Raw genomic sequence first — 13,728 nt, forward strand, 5'->3', positions numbered from 1 at the left:
CGGAACCGTACGTACGGTGGTGTGAGAGGGTGATTTATTTCACCCTACTCGATTTTGGTCTTGTTTCCTCTAATAATCCCTGACAGCCTTCCAATACATCCACAAATGTTTCATCGAAATCACCTGTATACCAAGGATCCGCGATATTCCCTTTTCGCTTTGTATGATCCAATAATTTAGAAAGTTTATGATGATACTGTGCTGGCAGCATGCGTGTTAGATTACGTATATTGGCATCATCCATACCAATGATGTAATCGTATTTTTCTGCATCTTGTAAACAAATCTGTCGTGCATAATGTTCGACAATTGGAATATTTTGTTCCCTAAGTTTTCTTCTTGTTCCATGATGAATCGGATTGCCAATTTCTTCTGTGCTTGTTGCAGCAGAGGCAATACAATATGCTCCTTGTAGATGGTTCTTTTTAACCAGCCAGCACATGATGGATTCTGCCATTGTTGAGCGACAGATGTTCCCATGGCAAATAAAAAGTATTTTAATCATGTTCTTATATCTCCTTAAATCGTCATATTTCCTTGTATAAATTCTTATATTTTAGCAGGAAAAAGTTGTAAAATAAACTACCCTTATTTTATAACTCACTTATTATCCATTTCTATCATTTCTTTTGAATATCAACAAAGACCAAGTGATTGTATGCATTCAGTGTAACTCCTACATCAGAATGTTCCATAATCTTTTATAATGTCTTAGGGTTCATTCCTAACTTTGCCATATTAGAACAAAGGTATGTTGACAAACATGAGGTGTGATTTTAAGTGATTCCTGTTTATATATTTTATTATACTTCTAAGAACCGCTTTTGCAATCTATCATAGGCACAAGCCTTGTACCGCTTTCTATCTTTATGCCCTCTATAGTATATTCTATATAACATTTACTTTGCAACTGTGATTTACATCAATAACACCTTTTTCTAAATCAATATCAGAAATCATCAAACCAACTATTCAGAAATATGAAGCCCTGTTTTAAATAGAATGTAAATTACTTCATAATACTTACTAAAATGCTTGCCCTGTTTCGCAAATTTAAGAAGAGGATATGGAACTGTTTCAGAAGTATTAAGGAATAATCATTTTGATGATGAGGATAAGTAACCTTTTCCTCTTGCGAGAAGATACAGAATACAAAAATCCTAATAAAGAAGAAAGGAATAAAAAATATGGAAAGTTCACTTGACATTTTCTGTTCAAAAAAGCATTATAAGGCTTAGAAAAGGAAAGCAAACTTTCCATGTATTTCAGAAAGGAGTATGTTGTGAAAAATCGTTTAGAAGAATTACGAAAACTAAGAGGTATTAAACAAGAAGATTTAGCAACTGCTCTTGAGGTATCTCGTCAAACAGTAGGCTCTTTAGAAAATGGGCGCTACAATCCATCTATTTTATTAGCCTTTAAAATTGCAAGATACTTTCAAATGAGTATTGAAGAAATTTTTATTTATGAGGAGGAAAGCAAAAGTGAAAAATAAACATAAACTGTGGTACATTGGTTATATTGTTTCAGCAATTTTAGTTCCTATCATTTTATTTACAGATTTTCCTAAAACAGCAGATATAGGGCTCCTAATTTTAATGAGTATAATCTTTAGCATTTCTCATACACAACTTATGCATAATAGAATGATGAAAAATGATATTGATTATAAAGTGAATGTGATGGACGAACGAAATATCTCAATTAAAGAGAAATCTGGAAATATCACGAATATGATTACTATGGTACTATTAGGTATAGTAACAGTTATATTTATTTCCTTTGATTATTTCATTCCAGCGATTATTACGGGAGTTATTATTGCCGTACAACCGATTATTCTTATTATAGTAAGTAATATGATTGAGAAAAAAATGTGAATGAAAAGTATATTGATTATAAATTCAAATTAATTCTTTGTGTGTAAGCTAATAACTTTTGCGTACTTGTTTGTTGCTCTTGTATTTACTTACTTCATGTTGACGCATGGATTATAAGAATTATATCCCATTTATTCCTATCCAAACTTTTTTAGGAATCGTTTTATATAAACTTTCTCTTACTTTTTATATCTTCTTAAAACCCCACGTGTTTTCTTAGCAAAATAATTTTAACATTCTCAGTAATAGTTACTATAACACTATATTATAGTAACTATTACTTTTTATATAGAGAAGCTATATCATATATTCTCTGCTTCATTTTTTCACGAACATGTAATGGTTCCAAACATTCGCACTTATCTCCAAAGCTCAAAACAATATCATAATAATAATCATTCTCTATAAAAGGAAAACTGACGATATAATGCTCCTTATCATCGGGAATGAAATTTTCGTATGGACAATAATCAAGTACCCTATCTACGATAGACTTATGAATACGAATTTTAATATTTGTTTGTAGGGTTGCTAAAACATCTGCAAACTCTAATTTGGGTTTTTGATAATCGCGTGGTATAAAAGTTTCCTTTTGTTTTTGTAGAGTTGACATACGCGACAATCTGAATAAGCGAAAATCGTTTCTTTTAAGGCAATATCCATATACATACCAATGCGTACTTTTTAATACGAGTTGATAAGGCTCAACGACACGTGTAGTCTTATTTCCGCGATGGGCTATATAATCAAATGACAGTAGCTTATTTTCTTGTAAAGCTACTTTGATAATTTCTATATATGATTGTATGTTGCTGTTACCTATCCATTGACTAAAATCTATATAAATTTGATTAACCTTTAGTTCAATTTCTTTAGCCCTTTCTGTGGGTATAAAACTTTTGACTTTCGCAAGTGCATTTCTTAATTCATCACTCTGTATCATGTTTGAAATACTGGAAAGTCCTATTAGAATAGCGGAAAGATCAGCAGTTGAAAATACCTTTTTATCAATCTTATAATTTGGCATGATCTCAAATCCACCGCCAACTCCCGATGTAGAACGAATAGGAATGCCTGCCAATTCAATAGCATCTATGTCACGGTAGATTGTGCGTAATGAAACTTCAAACATATCCGCTAACTCTTGTGCGCTAATACGATTTTTATCAAGGAGAACCAAAACTATACTTATTAGTCTATCAACTTTCATTTGGTTACCACCTTTCAAATTTACTTATTTTATTATAGATTGTTGTCATAATGGTGTCAACGATAGTGTGATACACTAAGTAACGAAAGGAGTCTATAATAAAAAGAAAAAATTCTTAGTAATCATTACTGTTCAAAATGACAATAAAGAATTATAAGGAAATTATCGGATATGTAAACATCCTATGTAATAGACGATAAATAATGATATTCATGTGCCATACATTAGACCAGATAATTTAATAGTTGTCATAATAAACAGCAACTACTAGAAAAGTTTCACTATTATGATGCAAAGAATGTAATTAATTGTATGAAATTTAAAGCTTAGGAACTTTTGAAAGTGAATAAAAAGCAAACGAAAATGGAGGAATTTTATGGTTACCGTTTATGTTTATATTCTTGATACTTTAGCAGATTGGGAATTAGGTCATGTTATATCAGAGCTTAAATCTGGTCGTTTCTTTAAGGAAGATGCACAACGTATAGCACTCAAAACAGTTAGCTGCTCTAATGAGCCTATCCATACAATGGGTGGTATGACAATAGTACCGGACTGCTTAATCGATGATATTGTTGTGAATGAAACAAGTGTCTTACTCTTACCGGGCGCTGATACTTGGAGCGATCGAAAACATGGTACAATTATTGAAAAAGCGAGCGAATTTCTTTCTTTAGGTGCTACTGTTTGTGCAATTTGTGGAGCCACTGTCGCACTTGCTAACTATGGGTTATTGGATAATCGTCCCCATACAAGTAATGGGATAGGTTATCTAGACATGTTTTCTCCTTGCTATGAAGGGAAAAATCATTATATTGATAAGCCCTCTGTGGCAGATAATAACCTTATTACAGCAAGTTCAGCCGGAGCCTTGCTATGGTCAAAACAAATTATTAAGCATTTAAATGTCTTTCAATCAAGCACCCTGGAGTATTGGTATGAATATTTCAGTACAGGAGAACCAAAGCATTTCTTTGCTCTTATGCAAAGTTTGTCATCTAACGATGAATAAATGTTATACGCTTTGCTTAAAGAGAATGATAATGTGAAACTGCTAATCGTTTCAAATTAGCGTCATGAGGAACAATTATTTTGACAAACTGGAGAATGGTTATCTTCCAATTCTCAATATCAAACAGAAAATGCCGATTTTTAATAAACTATATAAGAATATATACAGAATGCAAAAGAATTATTAGTGAACGTCTTCCGCTTTTACGCAATGTCTTATATGAAGTTTTAAGTATCCTATCCCATTAAAAAATGACGTAAATGCTACGTCATTTTCATTTTATCTTGTATTCTCTAATCATCTTGCTATCTTTCCAATATTAAGCATATAAGTAAACAATACAATCCATTTATTTCACACACCGCTCTATCTTTTTAATTAATGCCGGGGATAGTTTCTTTCTATTAGCCGCATTTGCACATACAATTTTTCCTATAGGTTTCATACCTGCTGTTTTGAAAAATTCATCCATATTGCGGATTGCCCCTCTGCTTTGACCAAAAATCCACGAAAACGGTGCAGGAGTATTACAGGAAGTTAATAGCAAATATTTCTTGCCTTTTAAACGTGGTTTGGGGAAAGTTGTCGTTTCTTCCATTGCTGTTCCTAATAATCTATCAAACAAATTTTTGACCGGTGCTGGCACATTTGCCCAATAAACAGGTGCTGCCAGAAATACAATCAAGGATTCATGTAATAAGGCAACAATTTCTTGTATATCATCTTTTTGAACACAAACTTTGGTATCCATACAAGCCCGACAACCTTTGCAGAAAGAAATATTTTTTTCATATAAATTTACTTTCCTTACTGTATATCCCCTTTCTTCTGCTTTATGAACTGCACAATCAAACATAGCTGCTGTCATCCCATTTGTATGGGGACTACCAAAAATGGCAAGTACATTCTTTTCATTCATAGTCATTTCTCCTTTGCAATAGATTGATACAACATTTGAAAACCATAATCCAAAAATTGCTTTTTCGATAAATTCATCGTACTTTGAATATAGTTCTCCTTATTTGTAGCTAGTTGAATAAGTCCTGATAGCATCCCCCAAAAAGTAAATATAGTTGGGATAATTTTCAGATCTTCACGCAAATCACCGTTTTCCATACCAGATATCAGAAAATCTTTTAACTTATCGTTTATTTTTTCTCCTATTTGATATGTTTCCTTCTCCTCGGGCAAACAATCATTATTTTCAAAGTCAATATTGATTTTATCTAATACCATTTTAAAATAAAAAGGAAATGCTTCTTGATACTGCACCAATCCACGACAAATAAAATCATATTTTGTTTTCGTTGTTTCCTTTTGTACTAACGCAGAAGATATAGAATCGTAAAGTTTTCGCATACTATCTAAAACCAAAATACCGATAATTTCCTCCTTATTCTTAAAATAAACATAAAGGGTCGCTTTGCTGTATCCGGCTGCTTTTGCTATATCATCCATAGAAGTCGCCGTAATACCCTTTTGCATAAATAAGGTAGATGCTGCTGCAGCAATCTTTTCCCGATGAGTACTTTTCGGCTCTTTTTTCCTTCGTCCCATTGTCTCCTCCTCTTATAATTAAACTCACAGTTTAATTATAAACAATTTCCAGTGCTCATGTCAATTTAAATGGTTTCTTTCGTGTACAATTGACTTTTTTGGTTTATTTTTATTAATTGACGATCATCTCCCTTTCACATGAAAAAAAGGCAGCTTCCATTTCTATTAGAAGCCACCGTTTCATAAAACATACAATCATACCATATTAAGGCACTTTCCTTCCATTTTCAAATTATCAAGGTTGAAATGAGGCCAGTTCATATAGGTTACGCATATATCTATGCGTTAATACTTTCACTCACCTTTTTTAAGAACATATCCACATATTTTTTATCTATCCAATCATGGGCTTTTCCTTGCGTATTTACCAACGCACGCATAGATGCATCCATTTCCGAAACCTCTTTCCCCTGTAAAGATTTGCGTAATGAGCGACATAATGCTCTGTCTTTGAAATTCATCTTCTCTTCATCATATGTCCCTTGCCCATAGGAAAACGAAATCGAAAGATTACAATTCTTCATGTTATTCATTTTAATTTCTTCAAGATAATCATCACAATACGCACTTGCCCCTACCGCAAATACATAAATTTTTTTCATCTTAATATGACGTTCCATTTTCTTTACATACTTCATCCCAGCAATTTTTCCGGCATAAATACCTCCTACAAGGATAATACGATCGGCTGTTTCTAACATTTGCTTCTTACATTGCTTTAATTCCGTCGCAGGATCCCCTAACGCATGTGATATCATTTCTGCATAGCGTTGGGATGCGCCATATTTTGATGTATAGATAATTAAATTCTTCATGTTATTCTCCTTTTTCCATCGCCTGTTCGGCAGCCTTTAAAATACATACACTGCTAATGGTTGCTTGTGATACAGTATCTACCTCTAAGGATTGTTTCTGCAATACATCGCTTACGATATTTTCAGCAGCCTTTCCTAAACCATGTTCATGGGTAATGATTTTCACATCGGCTATGCGTTTGTTTTCAATATACACTTTGACCTTTGCGGATACAGGAAATATGCTATAACTTCCTTCATACACACCATCCTTTATTGCTGCAAGTTTCGGTGTATGAAGCTTTATCCGGTTTGTTTTTTGTGTAATATCCTGTAATAATACAACGATGGAAATGCCGATTCCCACCAAACCCACAAGTACACAGATAGCAATGCGTTTCATTTTTTTATGTTTTTTCACTTTTTGTCCTCATTTCCAAATACTCTACTCCCTCATATAAACGCATAAACAATTGAAACAATTGTTGTAATTCTTCATTGCTGTAGTGTTCAAATACATACGTAAGCTCTGTTTGATAATTCACAAATACCGTATCAAAGAAATCATGCATCTTTGGTGTAGGAACAATTGTAGCTGCCCGCACATCTGCTTTGTTTTTTTTGATGGTTACATAACCGTTTCGTTCTAAAACAGTTGCTAACTTTTTAACATTTTGTCTCGAACACCCCATCATACTACCTAATTGAGTAAAGGTCATCTGTGTATCTGCTTGGCGAATTAATGACAGCAACATAAACTGCTTTAATGTGATATCTGGGATCCGTTCATCAAAAATAGTCTGCAAACGATTCCCTAATATGAATAAAGTACTAAAAATAGCTTTTTCCTGTTGCTCACGCGTCTTTGAAAAACGTTGTATCAGTTCTTGTAGTTCCATGTTTATCTCCTTTATTAGTAACAAGTTACTCATATTATAGCAACTTGTTACGTATTTAGCAAGATAAATAATTAAAAAATAAGAAATGTTTGTGACATCAAAAAGAGGAGATAAGTACAATCTCCTCTACATTCATATTATCTATTTAAAATATTCAACCGCCAGCTTTGCACCTAGCTTTGCATTATTGTATACTAATGCAATATTTGCTTTAAGACTTTCACCATGACTGTTTTTAACGATTTCAGCTAACAGAAAAGGTGTAACGGCTTTTCCTTTAATTCCTTTTTCATCAGCTTCTTTTAATGCTTGTAAAATCAAAGAATCAATATATGCCTTATCCATAGAATCTTCCTTAGGAATAGGATTGGTGATTAAAATGCCACCTTGTAAACCTAATTTCTCTTTTGTATGTATTAAGGCACTGATATCTTCAACACAATCCATTCTCGTGTTTAATTTATACTCACTTTCAGCAGTAAAAAATTGTGGTAAATAATCTGTTTTATATCCTACGACGCAAACCCCCTTCGTTTCAAGATATTCTAATGTTCTCGGCAAGTCTAAGATTGACTTCGCCCCTGCGCAAATGACGTTAACATCCGTTTGTGCAAGCTCTTCTAAATCAGCTGAAACATCTAGTGTCTGTTCATATCCACGATGAATTCCACCTATTCCGCCTGTCACAAAAAATTTAATACCAGCAAGTTTCGCACATATCATCGTAGTTGCAACCGTAGTAGCGCCTATTTTCTTTTCAGATAAAACCTGAGCCAAATCTCTACGTGAAACTTTCGCAACATCCTTTGCGGTTGCCAATGTTTGTAAATCTTCATCATTTAAACCAATTTTAATTTTTCCATCCATAATTGCTATGGTTGCTGGTACTGCCCCTTGCTCACGGATAATAGCTTCACAATTTTTCGCCATTTCCACATTTTGGGGATACGGCATTCCATGTGAAATAATTGTTGATTCTAAAGCCACGACTGCTTTATTACCTTCAATTGCTTTCAGCACCTCATCTTTTATATCTAAAAATGCATTCATATTTATTCACCCTCCTTAATGTTATCCCATAATTTTGACCAGTATTGCAACATCTGGGATGGATGCAGAACACCGAATTCCGTAACGATTCCTGTTATATCGCTTGCTGGTGTCAGATCGAAAAATTGGTTTATGACTTCTACTTGATCAAAATCCTTAAAATCATCTTCATCTACAAGCTCGCATTTATCTCTTCTTTCTAAAACCACTTTTTCACCATTTAAGGTTCTTATATCAAGTTTATATAATTCACTTGCAAAATAAACTGGTATCTTGCAACTTTGTGCAAGACGCGCAATTTGCGCACTCCCCATCTTGTTCGCAACATCGCCATTGGTACAAAGTGTGTCTGCTCCCATAATGATCATATCTGCCTCATTCATAAACTCGTATACCGATGCATCTGAAATAAACATCGTTTCAATACCTAATCGAGTTAATACATTCACAGCATTTCGTGATTCACGTAAAGGCCTTGATTCCGTACAAATAACCTTAAAGCGTTTCTTGTCATTTGCTGCTGATTGAAAGATTCCCATCAATGTACTACTATAGCTGTGCATCAAAACAACATCATGATCATGAATAAGATGAGATCCAATTTCCCCGACTTTTTCTACAGCTACAAACGATTGTTCAATAATATTATCACATAAGTGAATCACCTTTTCTTTTAGTATGTTTACTTTCATCGTTTCATCTAATTCTTGCATAATGGCTTCACAGCTATTATAAATTGTTGCCATTGTTGGCTTTAATTCATACATCTGTTTTTTTAAATAGGTGAACCGTGTTTTGATTTCGCTAAAAGTTTTTAAATCCTCTTGTTGCAAAGCAAGCTTAAATGCCCAAGCAGCTGCTCTACCAAAAGGACTTCCTCCCTTGACATTCATATTGCGTATTTCTTCTATTACATGATCAGCTGATTGAAATGCAATATCTTTTACTCGATTTTTCATTACTATGCATTCTCCTTTTCATCAATTCCCATCAAATAAGTTAAAACAAAAGTTATGAGGCCACCAACAACACAACCTAACATCAAACCGCCAAAACCTGCTCCCAAATAGACTGGGAATGTATAAATACTTAGTGCTACCGCTGCCACTGTTCCAGCTCCTGCTGCTCCAGTAATTGCGCCACCAATAGCACCACCTATACATACTGCGATAAATGGTTTTTTATATTTAAGGTTTATACCATACATTACAGGCTCAATGACGTTACCTGAAAAAAATGATGTTAAACTTAAGGTTAGTGCATTTTTCTTAATTTTCTTATCTTTTGCTTTTAAAGCAACAGCTAACCCGGCTGTAATTTGACAAATCAAAGATGGCGCATGCGTCATAATAATCATATCTCTTCCATACATTGCGATATTAGGCGCAGATACAAGCCCTAGAATAGCGATGTGCATACCAAAGATAATCAATATTTGCCAGATTCCGCCTATGATAGCACCTGCTAATACAGGGCTCAACTCATATGTCGATCTAAACAAATTCGCAAACAATTCTCCACCCCATACCCCTATAGGGCCAATCACAACAATAAGTAAAGGAATTACGATTAATGCACTCAGAAACGGAACAAAGATACTGCGTAAGGCATTTGGAAGTATTTTACGTAAAATAAATTCACATTTAGATATCAAATAGGCCGAACAGATTGCTGGTAAAATGGAACTACCATAATAAACATTGGTTACTGGTATCCCTAAAAAATTGACGCTTGTCGCATTGGCAAATATTGCCGAAAAATTAGGATATACCAATAATCCAACTACCATTAATGTAATGGATATATTCGCCTTAAAATATTTAGCTGCTGACCAGCCAATAAAAATAGGGAAAAAGCCATATAAGACATCACCTGCAACACTCAATATTTGGATCGTCGTATTTGTTTCTGATACCCCAGCGAGTACTGCAAGTTTCGCCAAAGCCGTAATGAAACCGGCTGCCAACATTGCCGGTATAATAGGACTGACAATTCCGGATAATAATGCTATCAGATTTTCAATGAATTTACTTTTTTTTAGGAACATCCGCATCTAAATTTTCCTGAATCATTTCTTTATTTACATCTACAGTATCACCAACTAGTGTACTTGCTTCTGCAAACACCTCATCTACAATTCCACCCAATACGACTTGATATTGTCCACCTATGACGACAACCCGCATCACACCCTCAATTTTTTCCAATTCATTCTTTTTAACTTTCGCATCATCCTTCAAATTAAGACGTAGTCGTGTCATACAATGTGACATTTCTTTGATATTATCTACTCCACCAATACAATTCAAAATTTCCTTTGCCATGTTTTTAAAGTCTGCCATGTTTTTACACCTCTCTCTTTCTACTGCTAACCTTTTTATGACATCAACATATAAACATACTGTATAATTTTTTTATTTTCCTCCCTTCTGTTTTAAAATGGGGACGATGTGCATTGTCAAATATGCCGCTTCTTCATCACTTACATTTAAGTGCAGTTCAGATTTCATAAAATCAGATATCTTAGCAGCATATTCCCATTCTTCCCCATGTGCTATCTTTAAAGAACGTGAAACCTCATCCATAAACGTCCTGTCGAATGTTTTCTTCTCATCCGTAATAAGACGATTGAATAAACATTTTAAATGAATCAATAATCTTCCATATAAATATGAATTTTTATCAAGTGTATAATCTGTTAATGTATCAATATAATTTACCGTCCTTTCCAAATCCTTCATAATTGTTTTGTTTTGCAAACTGCTTAAATTAGATAACGCATTGATATAGTGAAAAGCAAGAAAGGCTGCTTCATGTTCATCAAAATCTGTATGTAACGCTTGATTGATGATAGCAATGGAATGTAATGCGGCATGAAACTCATTCGTATGAAACATCTTAATTTCATTTAGCAATGGATTCTCTATTTTCTGTTTATCTTGCCATGTCGTATAGGCGAAGTATATGTGATCTAAAAGCGATAGATACAACACGTCTTTAAATTTCGTTTGTAAATCTTCTTCCGCTGTTTTAATGACTTTCTCAACGATCATAAATAATGCATAAGGCATTTTATTCAAAATGGTTTCGATATATTTTTTATTACTAGTATCACTAACAAAGATACGCTCGATAAGTTGTTTATCCACAAGTGAATGGATTGTTCGATTACATTTAATACCTATTGCTTTCCCTAAGATAATCACTTCGTGATGATGTTCATCCATTGCGCTAATAGCATTATTGTTAATCGATTTTAGATAGAAGTATTTCATTGTAATTACCTCCTAATACATTTCAATACAACATCCCCCTCATAAATATCCTGTTCTTCTCTAATTGCTTTGATATCATATTCAGCACTGTTTGTGACAAATACATAAACATCCGGTAGTATCCCCAATTTTTTAAATGTGATAAGATCTATCTCACATATAGGCTGCATTTTTTTTACTACGTCATGTACCTGTAACCTACTTTCAATCGTATTTTTCTGTAGTTTTACTGTATCTACACCAATATGTAACATTACATCCATTCCATTCTTTGTTTGTATTCCGATGGCATGTTTAGTCGGAAAGATTGATGTAACAACACCTGAAACAGGAGCATAAATCTGTGAATCACTGGCTCTTACAAAGAATCCTTCGCCAAGTGTTTTTAATGCAAAAACTTCATCATTAGATGTTTCTAAACGTTTTAACTTACCTTCACACGGTGAAACGATTTCTGTTTCGTTTACTTTTTGATTTTTAAATATCGAAATTCGCATTCTTCATACCTCCAGAGAACAAAAAAAAGGCCACATCAAATATATAATGTGGTCTAGCATTAAGTAAATGGATTGATTCCTTAATTCGCTAACCTTTATACATGTATAGTATAGCAAGGTATGGAAGCGTTTGCAACACCTATTTTTTATTTTATGAAATATCCAAGAATACAACAAAAATAATCCTATGATCACTTCTATATCACAGATACTGATATAGTTAATACATGGCTTTTTCATGGTGCTGCTTTTAAGCATATGGCAAAAGCTTATTCTATTGCAATATACATACATTAGACTACTATTTTCAGGATCAAAGCTCCCCTGTGGTTTTAACAAAAACTTACCTTTTCTTTCCTAAGGCTCTCTTATCAAACTACGTAGTTTCACATTGAGAAAAATTGGATATCGCGTAATTTTAACAATTGTTAATAATCACCATCACAGCTTTCAGCTTTACTTGTATCTCCTCTGAAAAACTGTTAAAATAATCTTCAGAAAAGAGGTAATCTGTATGGAAATTAATAAGAAAACAATTGAGCGTGTAACCAAAAAACTGATAGAAACGCCAAGCCCTGTCAGCTATTATGAAGAAATCACACCCGTCATGGAAGCCTTAGCTACAGAATTTGGCTATGCGGTCAGTTATGATCGCAAGCGCACCATCTATATTAAAGTAGAAGGTGAACATCCAGAAAAAACCATATGTGTGGGTGCACATTTAGATACCATTGGTTTGATGATACGTCATATAAATGAGGATGGTACATTGGCACTGCGTAATTTAGGTGGCATTAACTATAATAACATTGATGGAGAATGTGTGCATGTTCATACTCGCGATGGCAAATGCTATAGCGGATTGGTTGCTTGTACTTCACATTCCACACACGTATTTGATGATGCACGAAGTGCTGTTCGCGAAGAACGTAATATGATGGTCGTATTAGATGAGCATGTCAAGTGTGCACAAGATGTTCGTGCCTTAGGTATTGAACATGGTGATATCATCTCCATTGATCCAAATTATCATTATACCGAAAAAGGGTTTATCAAGTCACGCCATATAGATGACAAAGCGGCAGTAGGTGCTGTCTTTGCCGTACTGGAGAATTTACAAAAAGCGCAGAAAAAGCCATATTACAATGTGCTCTTTGCTTTCCCCTTTTATGAAGAAATCGGACATGGTGGTGCTTGGCTGCCTCCTGAAGTTGAAGAATATGTAGCTTTGGATATCGGCTTGATTGGCCCAGATCATTTAGGAGATGAATATAGCGTATCCATTTGCGCAAAGGATAATTATACACCCTATGATCGCGGCTTGACCAGTAAGCTTATCCAATTAGCAAAAACAAACAATATTCATTATTGTGTGGATGTTTTTTATCATTATGGAACAGATGCCAGTGCCGCAATACGTGCTGGTAATAATGTATATGCTGCCGCCTTTGGCATGGGATGTTTTTCAAGTCATGGATTGGAACGCTGTCATATTGATAGTGTTGTTGAAACGGCAAAATTATTATATGCCTATCTGTTAAGCAAATAAACTAT

At 34.1% G+C, this 13,728-nt stretch carries 17 protein-coding genes; 4 read left to right on the plus strand and 13 right to left on the minus strand.

Annotation, left to right across the window (positions count from 1 at the left end; translation table 11 throughout):
• Positions 1-34 precede the first annotated feature (34 nt).
• The gene (locus LI241_RS03525) at positions 35-505 is read right to left on the minus strand and encodes a low molecular weight protein-tyrosine-phosphatase (protein ID WP_227151003.1); all 471 of its coding nucleotides are present in this window, start codon (positions 503-505) and stop codon (positions 35-37) included.
• Positions 506-1,282: 777 nt separating this feature from the next.
• On the opposite strand from LI241_RS03525, the gene LI241_RS03530 reads away from it, so the two are divergent.
• Together LI241_RS03530 and LI241_RS03535 are read left to right on the plus strand one after the other, a co-directional pair.
• Positions 1,283-1,495 carry a helix-turn-helix transcriptional regulator gene (locus LI241_RS03530; RefSeq protein WP_026006723.1) on the plus strand — a complete coding sequence of 71 codons (213 nt, stop codon included), beginning with the start codon at positions 1,283-1,285 and terminating at the stop codon, positions 1,493-1,495.
• Entirely contained in the window at positions 1,485-1,880 is a 396-nt protein-coding gene (locus tag LI241_RS03535) for a hypothetical protein (protein ID WP_008688205.1), read from the plus strand. The genes LI241_RS03530 and LI241_RS03535 overlap by 11 nt, the downstream gene beginning before the upstream one ends.
• 277 nt (positions 1,881-2,157) lie before the next feature.
• On the opposite strand, the gene LI241_RS03540 is transcribed toward LI241_RS03535, so the two are convergent.
• A complete protein-coding gene (locus LI241_RS03540; protein WP_008688203.1) occupies positions 2,158-3,090 on the minus strand; it encodes a YafY family protein in 933 nt (310 codons plus the stop codon).
• A gap of 376 nt (positions 3,091-3,466) precedes the next feature.
• Here LI241_RS03540 and LI241_RS03545 point away from each other — a divergent pair, with 376 nt between their 5' ends.
• Positions 3,467-4,102, plus strand: coding sequence for a DJ-1/PfpI family protein (locus tag LI241_RS03545; RefSeq protein ID WP_008688201.1), 636 nt, complete (start codon positions 3,467-3,469; stop codon positions 4,100-4,102).
• A gap of 349 nt (positions 4,103-4,451) precedes the next feature.
• Here LI241_RS03545 and LI241_RS03550 read toward each other — a convergent pair whose 3' ends face one another.
• From LI241_RS03550 to LI241_RS03600, 11 genes are all read right to left on the minus strand, one after another.
• A complete protein-coding gene (locus LI241_RS03550) occupies positions 4,452-5,021 on the minus strand; it encodes a flavodoxin family protein (RefSeq protein WP_008688200.1) in 570 nt (189 codons plus the stop codon).
• Between the two features lie 2 nt (positions 5,022-5,023).
• Positions 5,024-5,659, minus strand: a complete 636-nt coding sequence (locus LI241_RS03555; RefSeq protein ID WP_008688196.1) for a TetR/AcrR family transcriptional regulator — start codon at positions 5,657-5,659, stop codon at positions 5,024-5,026.
• Between the two features lie 278 nt (positions 5,660-5,937).
• Positions 5,938-6,474 (minus strand): flavodoxin domain-containing protein, encoded by a 537-nt coding sequence (locus tag LI241_RS03560; RefSeq protein WP_227151006.1) that lies wholly within the window; start codon positions 6,472-6,474, stop codon positions 5,938-5,940.
• 1 nt (position 6,475) lies between these two features.
• Positions 6,476-6,874 carry an FMN-binding protein gene (locus LI241_RS03565; protein WP_008688193.1) on the minus strand — a complete coding sequence of 133 codons (399 nt, stop codon included), beginning with the start codon at positions 6,872-6,874 and terminating at the stop codon, positions 6,476-6,478.
• Positions 6,861-7,352, minus strand: a complete 492-nt coding sequence (locus LI241_RS03570; protein WP_008688191.1) for a MarR family winged helix-turn-helix transcriptional regulator — start codon at positions 7,350-7,352, stop codon at positions 6,861-6,863. The genes LI241_RS03565 and LI241_RS03570 overlap by 14 nt, the downstream gene beginning before the upstream one ends.
• A gap of 141 nt (positions 7,353-7,493) precedes the next feature.
• Positions 7,494-8,402, minus strand: coding sequence for a pseudouridine-5'-phosphate glycosidase (locus LI241_RS03575; protein ID WP_008688189.1), 909 nt, complete (start codon positions 8,400-8,402; stop codon positions 7,494-7,496).
• Positions 8,403-8,404: 2 nt separating this feature from the next.
• The gene (locus tag LI241_RS03580) at positions 8,405-9,361 is read right to left on the minus strand and encodes a translation initiation factor eIF-2B (protein ID WP_008688187.1); all 957 of its coding nucleotides are present in this window, start codon (positions 9,359-9,361) and stop codon (positions 8,405-8,407) included.
• A 2-nt stretch (positions 9,362-9,363) separates the two neighbouring features.
• Positions 9,364-10,455, minus strand: coding sequence for a PTS transporter subunit EIIC (locus LI241_RS03585; RefSeq protein ID WP_227151008.1), 1,092 nt, complete (start codon positions 10,453-10,455; stop codon positions 9,364-9,366).
• The gene (locus tag LI241_RS03590; protein ID WP_227151010.1) at positions 10,430-10,744 is read right to left on the minus strand and encodes a PTS transporter subunit EIIB; all 315 of its coding nucleotides are present in this window, start codon (positions 10,742-10,744) and stop codon (positions 10,430-10,432) included. Before LI241_RS03590 ends, LI241_RS03585 begins: the two co-directional genes overlap by 26 nt.
• 72 nt (positions 10,745-10,816) lie before the next feature.
• Entirely contained in the window at positions 10,817-11,677 is an 861-nt protein-coding gene (locus LI241_RS03595; RefSeq protein WP_008688183.1) for a PRD domain-containing protein, read from the minus strand.
• A 5-nt stretch (positions 11,678-11,682) separates the two neighbouring features.
• Entirely contained in the window at positions 11,683-12,174 is a 492-nt protein-coding gene (locus LI241_RS03600; RefSeq protein ID WP_008688181.1) for a glucose PTS transporter subunit IIA, read from the minus strand.
• A gap of 514 nt (positions 12,175-12,688) precedes the next feature.
• Here LI241_RS03600 and LI241_RS03605 point away from each other — a divergent pair.
• Positions 12,689-13,723, plus strand: a complete 1,035-nt coding sequence (locus LI241_RS03605) for a M42 family metallopeptidase (protein WP_008688180.1) — start codon at positions 12,689-12,691, stop codon at positions 13,721-13,723.
• The last annotated feature ends 5 nt before the right edge of the window (positions 13,724-13,728 follow it).

Origin of the sequence: Longicatena sp. 210702-DFI.1.196 (assembly GCF_020563125.1) — a bacterium.
Classification (GTDB): domain Bacteria; phylum Bacillota_I; class Bacilli_A; order Erysipelotrichales; family Erysipelotrichaceae; genus Longicatena; species Longicatena caecimuris.